Annotated in this window: 12 protein-coding genes and 1 pseudogene; 9 read left to right on the forward strand and 4 right to left on the reverse strand. The window is 54.9% G+C overall.

What is annotated here, in order from left to right; genetic code table 11:
* The first annotated feature begins 89 nt into the window (after positions 1-89).
* The 5 genes from sspA (at position 90) to LRS40_RS09490 (ending at position 4,123) form a co-directional block, all read left to right on the forward strand.
* On the forward strand, positions 90-728 hold the full coding sequence (gene sspA / locus LRS40_RS09470) for a stringent starvation protein SspA (protein WP_156264735.1): 639 nt from the start codon (positions 90-92) through the stop codon (positions 726-728).
* 5 nt (positions 729-733) lie between these two features.
* On the forward strand, positions 734-1,225 hold the full coding sequence (gene sspB, locus LRS40_RS09475; RefSeq protein ID WP_231313588.1) for a ClpXP protease specificity-enhancing factor: 492 nt from the start codon (positions 734-736) through the stop codon (positions 1,223-1,225).
* Between the two features lie 356 nt (positions 1,226-1,581).
* A complete protein-coding gene (locus tag LRS40_RS09480) occupies positions 1,582-2,295 on the forward strand; it encodes a DUF1120 domain-containing protein (protein WP_142487275.1) in 714 nt (237 codons plus the stop codon).
* A 164-nt stretch (positions 2,296-2,459) separates the two neighbouring features.
* A complete protein-coding gene (locus LRS40_RS09485) occupies positions 2,460-3,131 on the forward strand; it encodes a fimbria/pilus chaperone family protein (protein WP_231313589.1) in 672 nt (223 codons plus the stop codon).
* A gap of 20 nt (positions 3,132-3,151) precedes the next feature.
* Positions 3,152-4,123 carry a fimbria/pilus outer membrane usher protein gene (locus LRS40_RS09490; RefSeq protein WP_231313590.1) on the forward strand — a complete coding sequence of 324 codons (972 nt, stop codon included), beginning with the start codon at positions 3,152-3,154 and terminating at the stop codon, positions 4,121-4,123.
* Between the two features lie 34 nt (positions 4,124-4,157).
* On the opposite strand, the pseudogene LRS40_RS09495 reads toward LRS40_RS09490, so the two are convergent.
* A pseudogene (locus LRS40_RS09495) lies at positions 4,158-5,364 on the reverse strand (IS3 family transposase).
* A gap of 143 nt (positions 5,365-5,507) precedes the next feature.
* On the opposite strand from LRS40_RS09495, the gene LRS40_RS09500 reads away from it, so the two are divergent.
* From LRS40_RS09500 to LRS40_RS09510, 3 genes are read left to right on the forward strand one after another with little or no spacing between them, the layout of a single operon-like run.
* A complete protein-coding gene (locus LRS40_RS09500; RefSeq protein WP_255673659.1) occupies positions 5,508-6,875 on the forward strand; it encodes a fimbria/pilus outer membrane usher protein in 1,368 nt (455 codons plus the stop codon).
* On the forward strand, positions 6,872-7,402 hold the full coding sequence (locus LRS40_RS09505) for a hypothetical protein (RefSeq protein WP_231313592.1): 531 nt from the start codon (positions 6,872-6,874) through the stop codon (positions 7,400-7,402). Before LRS40_RS09500 ends, LRS40_RS09505 begins: the two co-directional genes overlap by 4 nt.
* Positions 7,399-8,100 carry a DUF1120 domain-containing protein gene (locus tag LRS40_RS09510; protein WP_231313593.1) on the forward strand — a complete coding sequence of 234 codons (702 nt, stop codon included), beginning with the start codon at positions 7,399-7,401 and terminating at the stop codon, positions 8,098-8,100. The genes LRS40_RS09505 and LRS40_RS09510 overlap by 4 nt, the downstream gene beginning before the upstream one ends.
* A 38-nt stretch (positions 8,101-8,138) precedes the next feature.
* Here LRS40_RS09510 and LRS40_RS09515 read toward each other — a convergent pair whose 3' ends face one another.
* A complete protein-coding gene (locus LRS40_RS09515; protein ID WP_231313594.1) occupies positions 8,139-9,557 on the reverse strand; it encodes a glutamate synthase small subunit in 1,419 nt (472 codons plus the stop codon).
* A gap of 9 nt (positions 9,558-9,566) precedes the next feature.
* Positions 9,567-14,027: a glutamate synthase large subunit gene (gltB, locus tag LRS40_RS09520; RefSeq protein ID WP_142487271.1), complete on the reverse strand. Its 4,461-nt coding sequence runs from the start codon at positions 14,025-14,027 to the stop codon at positions 9,567-9,569.
* A 683-nt stretch (positions 14,028-14,710) separates the two neighbouring features.
* Here gltB and LRS40_RS09525 point away from each other — a divergent pair.
* Positions 14,711-15,652: a TIGR01212 family radical SAM protein gene (locus LRS40_RS09525; protein WP_142490027.1), complete on the forward strand. Its 942-nt coding sequence runs from the start codon at positions 14,711-14,713 to the stop codon at positions 15,650-15,652.
* On the opposite strand, the gene LRS40_RS09530 is transcribed toward LRS40_RS09525, so the two are convergent.
* The gene (locus tag LRS40_RS09530; RefSeq protein WP_231313595.1) at positions 15,632-17,134 is read right to left on the reverse strand and encodes a helicase HerA-like C-terminal domain-containing protein; all 1,503 of its coding nucleotides are present in this window, start codon (positions 17,132-17,134) and stop codon (positions 15,632-15,634) included. The two genes, LRS40_RS09525 and LRS40_RS09530, sit on opposite strands and share 21 nt — an antisense overlap.
* Between the last annotated feature and the right edge of the window lie 124 nt (positions 17,135-17,258).

Below are 17,258 nucleotides of genomic sequence, written 5' to 3' on the forward strand. Positions count from 1 at the left end.
GGAGAAATTCTCAGGGATGGACAACAAAACATCTGGCTGGCCTGTGTGGCTGGTAGCAGTAAAAATTCTGAATATACCTGGAGGTTTTCATGGCTGTCGCTGCCAACAAACGTTCGGTAATGACGCTGTTTTCTGGTCCTACTGACATTTATAGCCATCAGGTTCGTATCGTGCTGGCCGAGAAGGGTGTCAGTTTTGAGATCGAGCATGTGGAAAAGGATAACCCGCCTCAGGATCTTATCGATCTCAATCCAAGCCAGAGCGTGCCAACGCTGGTGGATCGTGAGCTGACCCTGTGGGAATCCCGTATCATTATGGAATACCTGGATGAGCGTTTCCCGCATCCGCCGCTGATGCCGGTCTACCCGGTTGCGCGTGGTGAAAGCCGCCTGTACATGCAGCGTATTGAGAAAGACTGGTATACGCTGATGAACGTCATTGTGAATGGCTCCTCCGCAGAAGCTGATGCAGCGCGTAAACAGCTGCGTGAAGAGCTGCTGGCGATTGCACCGGTGTTCGGTCAGCGTCCGTTCTTCCTGAGCGACGAGTTCAGCCTGGTCGATTGCTACCTGGCGCCATTGCTGTGGCGTCTGCCGATTCTGGGCGTCGAGTTTAGCGGCCCGGGTGCGAAAGAGCTTAAAGGCTATATGACCCGTGTCTTCGAACGCGATTCTTTCCTTGCTTCTCTGACTGAAGCTGAACGTGAAATGCGTCTCGGCCGGGGTTAATGATTGTGGAAATGTCACAGCTGTCTCCGCGCCGTCCGTATCTGCTGCGTGCCTTCTATGAATGGCTGCTGGATAACCAGCTCACGCCGCACCTGGTAGTGGATGTGACGTTACCGGGCGTGCAGGTTCCTATGGAATATGCACGTGACGGACAAATCGTACTGAACATCGCGCCGCGTGCGGTGGGTGGTCTTGAGCTGGCGAACGATGAAGTACGCTTCAATGCCCGCTTCGGTGGCGTACCGCGTCAGGTTTCTGTACCGCTGGCTGCCGTACTGGCTATCTACGCCCGTGAGAACGGTGCAGGCACCATGTTTGAGCCTGAAGCGGCTTATGATGAAGATGTTGCCAGCCTGAATGATGAAAATGGCGTGGCCGGGAGCGAAAGCGAAACGGTGATGTCGATCATTGATGGTGATAAGCCGGATCATGATGACGATCCTGACGATACTCCGCCTCCGCGCGGCGGCCGTCCGGCTTTACGTGTCGTAAAATAAAATAAAAGGACCTTAGGGTCCTTTTTTATTATCAATGATTTAATCTCTGAATGTATTATCAAGTAAATATCTTTGATTTTTAAAATGGCATGCATAATTTATAAATATGAAGGGTTCATTTCTTATTTTTTGAGGTTGTATTCATTCAATATATTTCAGACAAATATGTTTTAAGTCAAAGTTGATAAAATATGTAGATATCTTAAATGTCCTTCGTAAGAATGTCCTGTAATCTTGCTGACACTATTTATTACAAATAGTCTATGAATGATGTATTTCATAGTAAACCGTATGCAGTTGTAGAAATGTGGCCAACCGGGAAAGTTGTTGGTTGATAAAATTAAGGAAAGAACAAAATGACTCTATTTAAGAAGAATGCCGCGGTGCTGGCAATGGGTGCTGCGCTGCTGGTGGCAGCTCAGGCGAATGCCGCAGGAGATGTAACGCTGAAAGTATCTGGCAACATCATTCCGGCTGCATGCACCCCAGCATTAAGCAACAGCGGTGAAGTCGCTTTTGGTTCCATTGCTGCCGCATCAATTCGTAATGCTGCTTCTGACAATACTCTGGTGCAACTGGGTTCTAAAGAAGTTACCCTGACCGTCAAATGTGATGCAGCAACGGCCATTGGCTTCAAAATCCTCGATAACCGCTCTGCTTCAGCTGTAGCGCTCTCTTCAACCGCATTTATTAATGCTCCGATCGAAGGCGGCGCGAGCGCAACACAAAGCTATTTCGGCTTTGGTCTGGGTTTAGCTAACAATGAGGCGAAAGTCGGCGCGTATACTGTTGCCGTAGACAGCGCAACCTTAACCGCAGATGGTGCACCGGCAAGCCTGCTTGTTTCTGATGATGAAGGCGAGAACTGGCAGACCGGTGGTGCTGCTTATCAGCTTAATGACAACTCGCGCATTATCACTGCCGGTAACACGGGTTCCACAGAACCGAAGATGTTCAGCGAACTGTCTGCGCCTCTGAAAATTTCAGCAGCCGTGCAGACAAGTTCTGTTTTGGGTTCTGATGAAATTACTCTGGATGGTAATGCCACTCTGAGCCTCGTTTATCTGTAAGCCGTTATAATAATATGTGCGGCGATTTAATAATAAAAACACGCCGCATTGCATTTAACTTTAAATAAATTATTTACTGTAAATATTTTTAATTTCAGGGTTCATAATAAATTCCCTCTGGGAATTAACACTCACTTTCTTTATTAGCATTTGATGGGAATATTATGAAGCATAGCATTATTCTCTCTCTTTTATTTATTTCTGTGCGAATTTACGCTTCCGGTATGGTACCAGAAACATCGGTCTTATTAATTGACGCCGAAAAAGGGGAAGCCAGTATGAACGTGACGAATACGGATTCCAGACCTGCGTTGCTTTATACCAATATTGTGGATTTACCGGAAAGCGATGAATCTGTACGCCTGATTGTTTCTCAGCCTGTTGTCAGAGTGGAGGCGGGAGCGGTGCAACGTATGCGTTTTATATTGCAGACGCAAAAGCCGCTTATGCAGGAAGAGCTCAAGAGAGTGACCTTCGAAGGTATTCCGCCGAAAGAAAAAGGTAAGGAACGTCTCGCGGTCACCATTCGCCAGGATCTACCGGTAATTATTCACCCTGCGGGTCTTGCGCAAGATCTTGCCCCCTGGAAGCATCTTAAATGGCACAAACAGGGAAGCTCTCTGGTTGTCACAAATCCATCGAGCTATGTCGTTCGTATGGCGACAGGGTTTAGGTCATTACCCTCCGGTAAACAAGGGGCGTTGAAAACTACCTATTTATTGCCACAGTCCAGTATGACCCTGGCATTGCCGAATAAAGCGGATACAAAAGTGGAATTTTATCCCGCCAGTCGTTACGGGTACAAAGGTGACAGCTATATAGCGCCATTACAGTAAGTCGTTCAGGGAAAACATGGATGTTTAAAAGAACGCTGCTCATGTGCGCAGTCAGCTTGATCTGTGCGCGACAAGGGAAAGCCGCAGAAATCGAAGCCGGCGCCCTCGAATTTGATAATGAAACGTTAAAATCGCTGGGTATCAACCCCGCGGTTTCGGCATATTTTGCAACGAAATCACGCTTTATGCCCGGGCAGGCGACCGTGACCCTGAAAGTGAACGGACAGGAAAGAGGGCGCATGGTTGCGCGTTTTCAGCCGCAGGGCGAACTCTGTTTCGATAAGTCATTAATGGAATATGCGCATATACGCATCCCCGACGACTATCAGGAAGGGTGTTACGATTATCTGAGTTTTCGCCCGGAAACCGTTGTAACTGCCGATCCCGGGCAAGAGTTGATTGAATTAATTGTATCCCCCGATGAAATCAACCGTCAGGGCATGCCCGTAACGGACTTTGCTATGGAGGGGTCGGGGGGCGTCCTGAACTATTCGGTCATGTCGTCCCGCAGTGAATACAGCGGCGGCAGCTCCACCTGGTCTCAGGCCCAGCTTGATGGTGGGGTGAATGTTGCGGGCTGGCTACTGCGTACCAATCAGCTATTAAGCCAGTCGCAAGGTCAATTTAACAGCGAAAACAGCCAGACCTATATGCAGCGTACCTTCGTCAATTTGCGCACTACTGCAAAAATGGGTGAAGTCACTATGAATAACGCGTTGCTGGAGGGCGCTGGCTTATATGGTGTGTCGTTATCGCCGGAACATGGCCTTGATGCACAGGAGAACATGGTCAGAGTAAGCGGGATCGCCAATACGCCGCAGGCACGAGTGGAGGTACGCCAACAGGGTACATTGGTCTATTCGACGCTGGTTCCCGTGGGGCCTTTTACGCTCACCGATTTTTCTCTGCGCAACTATACCAGTGACCTCAACGTGACGGTGGTCGAGACCGATGGCACGCAGCATAGCTATGTGATCCCCGCCTCCCTTTGATCTTGACCCGCCATCTCCGGACAGCTTTTGTATCTTAAGTTAACGATGTCCGCTGCCGCCGATATTCCCTCGGGGAGTGATATCCCAGCGCGCTGTGCGGGTGGTTTTCATTGTAATGTGTGAACGCTGCTGCAAGGTTTCGCAGGGCTGTTCTCACATCTGGTTTTGCCATGAACGCGATATAGTCTTCCTTCATCGTCTTCACGAACCGTTCGGCCATGCCATTGCTCTGCGGGCTGCTCACCGCTGTTGTACACGGCTCCAGATTCAGCTCTCTGGCGAACCTCCGCGTTTCATGCGCGGTATATGCTGAACCGTTATCCGTCAGCCATTGAACCGGTGTGGTCGGCAGCCCGTCGCCGAAGCGCTTTTCCACCGACCTCAGCATCACATCCTGCACCGTCGAACTGTCGTAGCCTCCTGTGCTCGCTGCCCAGTCTATGGCTTCTCTGTCGCAGCAGTCCAGCGCGAACGTGACCCGCAGCTTCTCACCGTTGTCGCAGCCGAACTCGAAGCCATCTGAACACCAGCGCATATCGCTTTCTGCCACCGCGATTTTGCCCTTATGTTCACGCTTCGACCGCTCTGGTTTGTCATGCAGTAACAGCAGATTATGCTCGCTCATAAGCCGGTAAAGCCGTTTGGCGTTCACGGGGGCAGTCCCTCTGTACGACGTTGCGTACGCAGGATGCCCCACACACGGCGATAGCCGTAACTGGGCATATCGCTGATGATATCGAGGATCTCTGACAGTATTTCAGCGTCTGCTTCGTCATCACGCCGGTTACAGCGCCTGTCCTGCCAGTCGGCAGAACGGTTAATTCGCAGTGACAGCTGCGCACGCGACACGCCCATGGTGCGGCTGACCAGGGCTATTCCCCGTCCTTTGGCAACAAGGGCGCGTGCGCTATCCATTTTCGCGACTGAGCGTACTCCACGGCTTCTTTCAGGATCTCAACTTCCATCGTCTTCTTGCCCAGCAGGCGCTGAAGCTCCCGGACCTGCTTCAGAGCAGCAGTAAGCTCAGAAGCTGGAACAACTTCTTCTCCGGCCGCAACGGCGGTGAGGCTGCCTTCCTGATATTGCTTCTTCCACTTAAACAGCAGGCTGGGCTGGATGCCATGCAGGCGGGCGACATGGGAGACATTCATGCCCGGCTCCATCGTCTGCTGGATAATGGCGATCTTCTCCTGAGGAGTTTTACGTTTACGGACTTCTTGTCCTAACAGGATCCCGGTCATCTCAAAATTGGCGTTAGTGTTAGACATATATTCAAGCCTATCTCTTATCTGGAGATACAGCTACTGTCTGGTGTTTCAGGGGGCTACATCAGATCCCCGCCTCCCTTTATCTTCAGCGTCTGGGGAAACCGGCAGGCCTGTTCCTGGCCTTTGGGCAAGTGAGTGATGATTACAACAAAAAACCGCTGGTGCTGAGCGCGTCGGGCGGCTGGCGGCTTCTGCCCGGCAGTAACATTAACCTGGGGATGATCTTGGCCCAGGATTTCCAGACTGCTGGCGTCAGTATTAACACCGCCCCCTCTGCTTCAACCCTGCTGAGCCTTAAGATCAATCAGTCCTATGATCATGAAAATGCGCGGCAGGAACAAAGCTATCGTATGGAAGCCAGTCTTACATCGGCGCTGGGCGTAAGCGTGACCGCGTCGACGGGCTACTATTCGCCAGGCTATCGGGAGTTCTCGCAGTTTATTGATAGTGGTTTAACAACGGTAAAACAGCATGAATATGCCGTTGGATTGCAATGGCAAACCCGTAAGGCAGGAACGTTCAGTGCCAGCCTCTATGAAACGAAAAACCGCAACCAGTCAGGTAAAACGCGTTATATCAATGCAGGGTGGGGCAGTAACCTGTTTTCGGCCTATGTTTCTGCTAACTGGCAGCATCAGTTAGGTGATGGAAAGGGGAAGAAGGACGATCTGTTCTATTTCAATATCAGCTTCCCGCTGGGCAAAAACAGTATGAACACCTACGCACGCCGTGAGGGCGGTGCGACCCGCTATGGATCCACACTCATGGGGAATCTCTCTGACGATAACGCTTATTCGTTAGGGACCGAGTATGACCATAAAGAGAAGGATAGCAGCATCAGTGCGGGGCTAAGCAGCAATCTGCACTATTCCCAGCTGATGCTAAATGCCAGCGTGGCCAGTGAAAACCGCCGTAGCTATTCTGGCTCTCTGCAGGGGGAGATCGTGGCACATGACGAGGGTGTGACGTTTTCACCCTTGCCAGTACGTGACACCTTCGGTGTTGCCTCGTTGGATCAACCCGTCGCGGGCGTTAAAATCGACACGCCACAAGGACCGGTGTGGACGGATGAACGCGGCTATGCGGTGCTGCCTTCGCTGAATGCGTGGCAAAAATCTCGCGTGGAGGTGAGTACCGAAACCTTGCCTAAGAATATGGATATCGGTAACGGTACACGTTTCCTCAGCCAGGGGCGGGGCTCGGTAGGTAAGGTTCAGTTTGCGGCAGTGACCCAGCGTCGCGTCTTGCTCGAAGTCACTATGAAGGATGGCAAAAAACTGCCAAAAAACAGAGCCATTACGGATACACAGGGTAATTATCTCACCACCTCGGTTGATGATGGCGTGGTATTCCTGAACAACGTCAGCACCCGGCAAGTTCTGGTGGCACAAGACGACTCCGGCAGTTGCCGCATCCCGCTGACCCTGCCAGAAAAAGCGCAGACGGGGGTATTTTATGAAACGGCAAAAGGAGTGTGCCAATGAAACGTTATTTGCTGATGGCGGTAATAGGGTTAGTACCTTGCCAGAGCTGGGCGGCGTGTGAGCTTATCGCCAGCCAGCAAAAGATCGTTTACAGCCGCCTGACGCCAGCAGAACGGCAGCAGGGCAACATGCCATGGATAACGCTACCGGAAAAACAGATTCAGGTACAAGTTAACTGTAGCGAACCGCAGCGTATCCGCCTGTTCCTCGGCAGTGACCTGCCGCGTAATGGTACCTTTTCATTGGGTAGCGAAGGGGAAATGCGCATTACCGCTTCACATGCATATGTTGACGATCGCCCTGTGCGTATCGCACCAGTACACAGAACAGATACCGTGCTCCGTTCCGGTGGCAGCGAAGCGCTACAGGTATCGCTGAATGAGGGTTTGGGGTTCAGCAACGGTAAGGAGGTATACGGGAAAAACGCCTCGGTTTCACTGTTGGTGGCAGCCCGGATAAAACCCGGTCCAGTGACAGAACTCACCACCTGGCGCGGAAACCTGAATATAAACCTGGAGGTGCAATGATGCGTGGTATTTGCCTGCTTCTTGCGGCCTTCATTGCTGTGCCTGTGGTCGCGAAGGACAGCGTTAGTATCGATTTTGAGCTGACCGCGGATGCTGCGGCCTGTATTCCCGTTCTGAGCAATAACGGCGTCGTGGATTTCAACTCCCGCAGCGCCGGGAGCTTATCCCGCAATGCCTTTACGCAACTTGGGACACGCGATCTGGTCTTAAGCCTCACCTGTGAGTCGTCCACGGCGGTCGCTATTACCGCGCGGGATACACGGGCCGCTTCGGTCACCTGGGGCAAAGATGAAAAAGGCCAGCAAGGTCCACGCTTCCAGATTAATGGTGGTCAGTATGTCAATGAGGGATCACGACTGTTTGGCCTGGGCATGACGGCGGAAAACAAGCCTGTCGGCAGCTATGCCGTACAGATTGATGCCACGAACGTAATGGCGGCAGATGGCGATCGCAGCGTGGCGGTAGAGGTGGCCGGCTCGGCAAACCTGCAAGGACCCTGGGTAAAAACCGAATTGCTACCGTTACCTGCGAGACAGGATTATTTCTATACGTTTGTGCAGAAGGGGACGCTGAATCCGCAACCCGTTAGCGCCGCCACGATACCGTTACAGGTAAGTGCTACGGTGGCAAACGCGTTGGGCAGTAGCCAGACAATCAAGCTGGATGGTGAAGCGGTAATCAGCATCGTCTATCTGTAATGGCGGATCGACGAGCCTGGCTCGTCGATCCGGGAGGATCACACTTCGAGGAAGTTCATGATGCCGTCTGCCGCTTTACGACCTTCGGCAATGGCGGTCACTACCAGGTCAGAACCGCGAACGATATCGCCACCGGCGAAAATTTTCGGATTGCTGGTCTGGAACGCGTTATCGCTGCCTTCCGGGGCGATAATGCGGCCCTGAGAGTCCAGCTCGACGCTGTGCTTCGCCAGCCACTCCATGCTGTGAGGACGGAAACCAAACGCCATTACTACCGCATCTGCCGGGATCACATACTCTGAACCGGCAACGATCTCCGCGCGACGACGGCCTTTCGCATCCGGTGCGCCCATTTCAGTGCGCGCCACTTTTACGCCGCTCACTTTGCCGTTGGCATTCACTTCAATACCCAGAGGCTGGATGTTGAACTGGAACTCCACACCCTCTTCACGCGCGTTCTTCACTTCGCGTTTAGAACCCGGCATGTTCTCTTCGTCACGACGATAGGCGCAGATAACGTGCGCTGCATTCTGACGAATGGAGGTACGTACGCAGTCCATCGCGGTATCACCGCCACCGAGAACTACAACGCGCTTACCTTCCATGCTGACGTATGGCTCAGCGGCGGTTTCGCCGTAACCCATCATCTGCTTGGTGTTGGCAATCAGGAACGGCAGGGCATCGAATACGCCTGTGGCATCTTCGTTTTCCAGCCCGCCACGCATCGACTGATAGGTGCCGACGCCCAGGAACACGGCGTCGTAATCCTTCAGCAGATCGTCGAGCTGCACGTCGCGGCCCACTTCCAAGTTCAGTTTGAACTCAATGCCCATGCCGGTGAAGATCTCACGGCGACGGGTCATGACCTCTTTTTCCAGCTTGAAGGCCGGGATACCGAAGGTCAGCAAACCGCCGATTTCCGGGTGACGGTCAAATACCACCGCCTTCACGCCGTTACGGGTCAGCACGTCGGCGCAGGCCAGGCCTGCCGGGCCTGCACCGATGATCGCCACGCGTTTGTCGGTCTGACGTACGCCGGTCATGTCCGGGCGCCAGCCCATCTCGAACGCTTTATCGTTGATATAGCGTTCGATGTTGCCAATGGTCACTGCACCGAACTCGTCATTCAGGGTACAGGAACCTTCACACAGACGATCCTGAGGACACACGCGGCCGCATACTTCCGGCAGGGTGTTGGTCTGGTGAGACAACTCAGCGGCCTCGAAAATACGCCCTTCGTTGGCCAGCTTCAGCCAGTTCGGGATGTAGTTATGGACCGGACACTTCCACTCGCAGTACGGGTTGCCGCAGGACAGGCAGCGGTCTGCCTGTGCTTTGGCCTGGCCTTCGGAAAACGGCTCGTAGATTTCAACAAATTCAATTTTACGGATCTTCAGCGGCTTCTTCGGCGGATCCACACGCTGCAGATCGATAAACTGGTAAACATTCTGGCTCATCTGAATTCCTTACTGCGCCTGCACACGCAGCTCTGCTGCGCTACGACTACGGTGACCCAACAGGGCTTTAACATCGCTGGACTTCGGTTTAACCAGCGCGAATTTCGCAGAGAACGCCGGCCAGTTGGCCAGGATCTCTTCGCCGCGCACGGAACCGGTATGATGTACATGCTCGGTGATCAAACCACGCAGGTGCTCCTCGTGGATCGCCAGGCTTTCAACATCCAGTACTTCCACCAATTCCGGGTTCACGCGTTTGCGGAAGTCACCGCTTTCGTCCAGGACATAGGCGAAACCACCGGTCATACCTGCGCCGAAGTTAACGCCGGTTTTGCCCAGCACGCAGACAATCCCACCGGTCATGTATTCACAGCCGTTATCGCCGATACCTTCCACCACGGTGATGGCGCCGGAGTTACGCACCGCGAAACGTTCACCTGCACGCCCTGCGGCAAACAGACGACCACCGGTGGCACCGTACAGACAGGTGTTGCCGATGATGCTGGCATCACAGCTGCGGAAGGCGGAGCCGACCGGCGGACGCACCGCCAGCAGACCGCCCGCCATGCCTTTACCGACGTAGTCGTTGGCATCGCCGGTCAGATACAGCTCAACGCCACCCGCATTCCACACGCCGAAGCTCTGGCCTGCGGTACCGCTGAAGTGCGCCGTAATCGGGTCGGCAGCCAGGCCTTGGTCGCCGTGCGTCTGTGCAATGTAGCCCGAGAGCGTTGCGCCTACTGAACGGTCGGTGTTGCGAATATCAAACCAGAAGGTTTTGCTCTGCTTGTCATCCACAAACGGCTTCGCCTGCTGCAACAGCTGCGCGTTCAGCACGCCATTGTCGAACGGCGGGTTGTTCTCGGTGCAGTACACCGCTTTGCCCGGATGTGGTTCAGCCGTTTCCAGCAGACGGGACAGCTTCAGGTTCTGCTGCTTAGCCGTGAACCCTTCCAGCTCTTTCAGCAGGTCGGTACGGCCAATCAGATCCACCAGACGCGTTACGCCCAGCTGCGCCATCAGCTCGCGGGTTTCGCGGGCGATGAAGTCAAAGTAGTTGGTCACTTTGAACGGCAGGCCATGGTAGTGGTTCTTACGCAGCTTCTCGTCCTGGGTTGCAACACCGGTTGCGCAGTTGTTCAGGTGACAAATACGCAGGTATTTACAGCCCAGTGCCACCATCGGGCCGGTACCGAAGCCAAAGCTCTCTGCGCCGAGGATTGCCGCTTTGATGATGTCGAGGCCAGTTTTCAGACCGCCATCCACCTGCAGACGGATCTTGTGACGCAGACCGTTAGCCACCAGCGCCTGCTGGGTTTCCACCAGGCCCAGCTCCCACGGACAGCCCGCGTATTTCACGGAGGAGAGCGGGCTCGCGCCGGTACCGCCGTCATAACCGGCGATGGTGATCAGATCCGCATAGGCTTTCGCCACGCCGGTAGCGATAGTGCCCACGCCCGGCTCGGAAACCAGCTTCACGGAGATCATCGCTTTCGGGTTGACCTGTTTCAGGTCGAAAATCAGCTGCGCCAGATCCTCGATAGAGTAGATATCGTGGTGCGGCGGCGGGGAGATCAGCGTCACGCCCGGCACCGAGTAGCGCAGTTTGGCGATGTACGGGGTCACTTTATCACCCGGTAACTGACCGCCTTCGCCCGGTTTCGCACCCTGAGCGACTTTAATCTGAATCACGTCGGCATTAACCAGGTACGCCGGGGTCACACCGAAGCGACCGGAAGCGACCTGCTTGATGCGCGACACTTTGTTGGTGCCGTAACGCGCCGGATCTTCACCGCCTTCGCCGGAGTTGGAGTTCCCGCCGATGCTGTTCATCGCTTCTGCCAGCGCCTCGTGGGCTTCCGGGCTCAGCGCGCCGATAGACATCGCCGCAGTATCAAAGCGTTTGAACAGTTCAGTCGCCGGTTCAACATCATTGATGCTGACGGCGGTATCGCCCGGGTTCACTGCCAGCAGATCGCGCAGCGTGGCCGCCGGACGGTTGTTCACCAGCTCAGCATACTGCTGATAATCGCTGTACTCGCCGCTCTGGACGGCCTGTTGCAGGGTGCGCACTACGTCCGGGTTATAGGCGTGGTATTCGCCGCCATGGACATACTTCAGCTGCCCGCCCTGATCCAGCGGTTTACGTGCCAGCCAGGCGCGTTTGGAGAGGTTCAGCAGATCCTGCTGGAAGTCGCTAAAGCCCGCACCGCCGATACGGCTGATCACGCCCTGGAAGCACAGGTCGGCAACATCGTCATGCAGACCGACAGCTTCGAACAGCTTCGAGCAGCGGTAAGAGGCGATAGTCGAGATGCCCATCTTGGACATGATCTTGTACAGGCCTTTGTTGATGCCGTTACGGTAGTTCAGCATCACGGTACGGTAATCTTTGTCGATGGCCTGGCCGTCGACCAGTTTTGCCAGCGTTTCGTAGGCCAGGTACGGATAAATTGCCGTCGCACCGAAGCCCAGCAGCACCGCGAAGTGGTGCGGGTCACGTGCGCTTGCGGTTTCCACAATGATGTTGGCGTCGCAGCGCAGGCTCTTATCAACCAGACGCGTCTGGATAGCACCGACGGCCATTGGCGCCGGAACCGGCAGACGGTTCTTCGCAATGTTGCGGTCGGACAGCACCAGCAGAACGGTACCGTTACGCACCATCTGTTCCGCTTTATCACACAGCGCCTTCACCGTCTCTTCGAGGGTCGCTTCGGTCGCGTCGAACGTAATATCGAGCGTGTCGGCGCGGTAGTGCTCCTCTTGCATGGTGGTGAGCTGTTTGAAATCGGAGTACAGCAGGATCGGCGATTTAAAGGTCAGACGGTGGGCCTGGCCTTCGGCTTCGCAGAAGACGTTCATCTCACGACCGATGCTGGTGGCCAGAGACATCACGTGGGCTTCACGCAGCGGATCGATTGGCGGGTTAGTTACCTGCGCAAACTGCTGGCGGAAGTAGTCGTAAATGATACGCGGCTGGCTGGAGAGCACGGCAAACGGGGTATCGTCACCCATGGAGCCGACCGCTTCCTGGCCATTTTCACCCAGTACGCGGATAACGGAGTCCAGCTCTTCCGCGCTGTAGTTAAACTGTTTCTGGTAGCTGGCGAGGGTATCATCATCCAGCTCGCGGCTGCCCACGTCCTGATCCGGCAGATCTTCAAACGGCACCAGACGGCGAACGTTTTTCTCCATCCACTCTTTGTACGGATGACGGCTTTTCAGGTCGTTATCGGTTTCCGCGGAGTGGAGAATGCGACCGCCACGGGTGTCGATCACCATCAGTTCGCCAGGCCCTACGCGGCCTTTTTCGACCACTTCGTCAGGCTGGTAATCCCAGATCCCCACTTCAGAGGCGCAGGTAATCAGCTTGTCTTTAGTGATGACGTAGCGCGCCGGGCGCAGGCCGTTACGGTCGAGGTTACAGGCCGCAAAGCGCCCGTCGGACATGACGATACCGGCCGGACCATCCCACGGCTCCATGTGCATGGAGTTGAAGTCGAAGAAGGAACGCAGCTCAGGGTCCATATCCGGGTTGTTCTGCCAGGCTGGCGGAACCAGCAGGCGCATGGCGCGAACGATGTCCATCCCGCCGGCCAGCAGCAGCTCCAGCATGTTATCCATTGAGCTGGAGTCAGAGCCGGTTTCGTTGACGAACGGCGCTGCATCGTGCAGATCCGGGATCAGCGGGGTCTGGAATTTATAGGTACGGGCGCGGGCCCACTGGCGGTTACCGGTGATGGTGTTGATTTCACCGTTGTGCGCCAGATAGCGGAACGGCTGAGCCAGCGGCCAGCGTGGTACGGTGTTGGTGGAGAAGCGCTGGTGGAACAGGCAAATGGCCGATTCCAGACGCAGGTCCGCCAGGTCCAGGTAGAAGCGCGGCAGGTCAGCCGGCATACACAGACCTTTATAGATGTTCACCAGGTTCGAGAGGCTACAGACGTAGAATTCTTTATCTTCCTGGAGACGTTTTTCAATGCGGCGACGGGCGATAAACAGGCGGCGTTCCATATCACGTGGACGCCAGCCCGCAGGCGCGTTGACAAAAATTTGCTCGATACGAGGCAGCGAGGAGAGGGCGATTTCACCGAGTACCCCTTCGTTGGTGGGCACTTCGCGCCAGCCGACAATAGACAGGGTTTCGCGTTGAAGTTCTTCTTCGACGATGCGGCGTGAGATAGCTGCTTTTTCCGCGTCCTGATTCAGGAACAGCATGCCGACAGCGTAGTTTTTGGCTAAACGCCAGCCGCGCTCTTCCGCCACGATGCGAAAGAAACGATCCGGTTTTTGCAGCAGCAGACCGCAACCGTCGCCGGTTTTACCATCCGCAAGGATAGCGCCACGGTGCTGCATACGGGCCAGTGCGTGTATAGCGGTACGCACTACCTTGTGGCTAGGTTCGCCTTCTATGTGGGCGATCAGGCCGAAACCACAGTTATCCTTCTCAAGGGATTTATCGTACAACATATCAGTGAACCTCCCCAGGCTCTTCGGGACTTCTCTCTGGACCGTGGCGCACAGGCACAGCAAGAGCGCGGCGACGGGGTTTGCGTTTCATACGCGTACCTCGCATTCGCCCTCTTAATATCCTTTTCGCACAGGTCAAACAAGTTTGAGGACTTGCTTCAGAGGGAATCTCAACTACTGCATAAATATGATGAGCAGGCTGCTCATCCAGAAAGCTTCCAGCGGATTTCCAACTTATCGGGAATCCGTACACAGGTCAAATGGCAATCTTATTTATACAGAAATGTGCTAAGGGGAGGTTATCAATCTGATTTTGTTAGTTATTTAACGTGTTTCACATCCCTGTAACCTTCCTGTGGGCTTTAAGGTAGTGTGATCTGACTCACTATATGAAAGCGGTATTATCGCTGTAGCATGCTGAATAGTGCGATTTAAGCAGGATATAATCCTACCACAGGGGGAAAGCCCGCATGATGTCACTGTTTTTCAGCGCAGACGATATAAATGAAAAAATCCTGCAGAACATAAGGAAAAGTAATTAGAAAGGCGATGAATGAAATTGCAATTATCCTGGTTAATTATGCAAAGGATAAAAGCACGCCGGGACGATTGATCCAGGTCATCGCCGTCGGAGGTTAAAAATGGCAGGCTTGTCCCCTTTCAACGGGGCGGTCTATCAGATTATGCAGTTACAGAAATTAGTCAATATGTTTGGTGGGGATCTTTCACGCCGGTACGGGCAAAAGGTTCATAAGCTGTCGCTGCACGGGGGTTTTAGCTGCCCGAATCGCGACGGTACTATCGGGCGCGGCGGCTGTACCTTCTGTAATGTGGCCTCGTTTGCCGATGAGGCGCAGCAGCATCAGTCCATTGCGGCGCAGCTTGCCCACCAGTCGGCGCTGGTGAATCGGGCGAAACAGTATCTGGCCTATTTTCAGGCCTATACCAGCACATGGGCAGAAGTACAGGTACTGCGCTCGATGTATCAACAGGCGGTGAGCCAGGCCAATATCGTCGGACTCTGTGTCGGCACCCGGCCTGACTGTGTGCCGGAGGCGGTACTCGATCTGCTCAGCGAATACAAAGAGCAGGGGTATGAGATCTGGCTGGAGCTGGGCTTGCAGACCGCGCACGATAAAACGCTGCATCGTATTAATCGCGGCCACGATTTTGCCTGCTATCAACGTACCACCCGACTGGCGCGTGAACGCGGGCTGAAGGTCTGTACCCATCTGATTGTCGGCCTGCCGGGTGAAGGGCAATCCCACGCCCTGGAAACCCTGCATAAGGTGGTGGAGACCGGCCTTGATGGTATTAAGCTGCACCCGCTGCATATCGTGACGGGAAGCATTATGGCTAAAGCCTGGGAGGCCGGGCGACTGAACGGTATCGAGCTGAACGAGTATGTAGTGACGGCCGGAGAGATGATCCGCCACACGCCGCCGGAAGTGGTGTATCACCGCATCTCCGCCAGCGCCCGCCGCCCAACGCTGCTGGCACCGCTGTGGTGCGAGAACCGCTGGACGGGGATGGTGGAGCTGGACCGCTATCTGAACGCGCAGGGGGTTCAGGGCTCGGCGCTGGGCGCACCCTGGGTGCCCGCGTTATCTTCGGCGTCCGCCTAATAAGCTGCCCAGCACACCGCGTACAATCTGATTCGTCACCCGACGCGCCGCGCTTTTCGCCATGGTTTGCACCACCCCGTCGCGTTTACCACCGCGTGGACCGGTGCTGCCAAACAGGATGTCCTTCAACCCGCCGAGGATCCCGTCATCGACCGCAACGGACTGGCCTTTCGCGGCGGGGGCCTCCTGCTGCGCCGTACTGTTTTGCACCCCTTTTTGCAGCATCTCAAAGGCAGACTCTCTGTCCACCCGATCCTCGTACTTTCCGTAGACAGGCGAATGGTTGATCAGCCCGTTACGCTCATCGTCGCTGACCGGTCCCATCCGGGAGTTGGGGGCGATAACCATCGCGCGCTCCACCACTGACGGGCTGCCTTTGGCATCGAGAAAGGAGATCAGCGCCTCGCCGGTTCCCAGCGCCTGAATAGCCGCTTCGGTATCAAAGGCGGGGTTGGCGCGCATGGTCTGCGCAGCGGCTTTCACCGCCTTCTGGTCTTTGGGCGTAAAGGCGCGCAGGGCATGCTGGACGCGATTGCCCAGCTGGCCCAGCACGTTGTCGGGAATATCAGACGGGTTCTGCGAAACAAAATAAACGCCCACCCCTTTGGAGCGGATCAGGCGGATCACCTGCTCGATCTTATCCAGCAGCACCTGTGGCGCATCGCTGAACAGCAGATGCGCTTCGTCAAAGAAGAAGACCAGCTTCGGTTTTTCCAGGTCGCCGGCTTCCGGCAGTTGCTCAAAGAGATCGGAGAGCATCCACAGCAGGCTGGCCGCGTAGAGCTTCGGCATCTGGTAGAGTTTCTCCGCACTGAGAATATTGATGATGCCTTTGCCGTTGCTGTCGGTACGCATCCAGTCTTTGATATCCAGCATAGGCTCGCCAAAGAAGTGTTCGGCGCCCTGTTGTTCCAGCGTCAGCAAACCGCGCTGGATAGCCCCCACGGAGGCGCTGCTGATATTGCCGTACTGATTCTGAAACGATTTGGCGTTATCCCCGATGTATTGGGTAATGGCCCGCAGATCTTTGAAGTCGAGCAGCAGTAGCCCCTGATCGTCGGCAATGCGGAAGATGATGTTCAGCACGCCGGACTGTACCTCGTTCAGATCGAGCAGACGCGCCAGCAATAGCGGGCCGAGATCGGACACGGTAGCGCGCACCGGATGGCCTTTTTCACCGAAAATATCCCAGGCCACCACCGGATTACTCTCGGGTTGCCAGTCGGTGATGCCGATATTGTTCAACCGTTCAAGAAGCTTCTCTGAGCCGACACCCTCCCGGGCAACACCGCTGAGATCGCCTTTCACGTCAGCCATAAATACCGGCACGCCGATACCTGAAAATGACTCGGCCAGCTTTTGCAGCGTCACCGTTTTACCCGTGCCGGTAGCGCCGGTAATCAGGCCATGACGGTTTGCCATTGCGGGCAGGAGATAGAGTTCGTTATCCAGCGTCCGGGCAATCAGCAGGGGTGTACTCATGATCGGCTTCCTCGTTCAGTCCTGCGTGGAGTATAGGCAACCTGACGGTAAAAAGAGCGGGTCAATTTCTGACTTTGCGGCGCATTACGCAACGCGGACTATGCTTTTACACAGGGTAAACAAC

This window comes from Leclercia sp. G3L (assembly GCF_021117075.1).
Classification (GTDB): domain Bacteria; phylum Pseudomonadota; class Gammaproteobacteria; order Enterobacterales; family Enterobacteriaceae; genus Enterobacter; species Enterobacter adecarboxylatus_C.

What these genes read in the sequence shown, in the direction of transcription:
- sspA (WP_156264735.1), top strand. Translation starts at nt 90, where the DNA reads ATGGCTGTCGCTGCCAACAAACGTTCGGTAATGACGCTGTTTTCTGGT.
- LRS40_RS09480 (WP_142487275.1), top strand. Translation starts at nt 1,582, where the DNA reads ATGACTCTATTTAAGAAGAATGCCGCGGTGCTGGCAATGGGTGCTGCG.
- LRS40_RS09485 (WP_231313589.1), top strand. Translation starts at nt 2,460, where the DNA reads ATGAAGCATAGCATTATTCTCTCTCTTTTATTTATTTCTGTGCGAATT.
- LRS40_RS09490 (WP_231313590.1), top strand. Translation starts at nt 3,152, where the DNA reads ATGTTTAAAAGAACGCTGCTCATGTGCGCAGTCAGCTTGATCTGTGCG.
- LRS40_RS09505 (WP_231313592.1), top strand. Translation starts at nt 6,872, where the DNA reads ATGAAACGTTATTTGCTGATGGCGGTAATAGGGTTAGTACCTTGCCAG.
- LRS40_RS09510 (WP_231313593.1), top strand. Translation starts at nt 7,399, where the DNA reads ATGATGCGTGGTATTTGCCTGCTTCTTGCGGCCTTCATTGCTGTGCCT.
- LRS40_RS09515 (WP_231313594.1), bottom strand. Translation starts at nt 9,557, where the DNA reads ATGAGCCAGAATGTTTACCAGTTTATCGATCTGCAGCGTGTGGATCCG.
- gltB (WP_142487271.1), bottom strand. Translation starts at nt 14,027, where the DNA reads ATGTTGTACGATAAATCCCTTGAGAAGGATAACTGTGGTTTCGGCCTG.
- LRS40_RS09525 (WP_142490027.1), top strand. Translation starts at nt 14,711, where the DNA reads ATGCAGTTACAGAAATTAGTCAATATGTTTGGTGGGGATCTTTCACGC.
- LRS40_RS09530 (WP_231313595.1), bottom strand. Translation starts at nt 17,134, where the DNA reads ATGAGTACACCCCTGCTGATTGCCCGGACGCTGGATAACGAACTCTAT.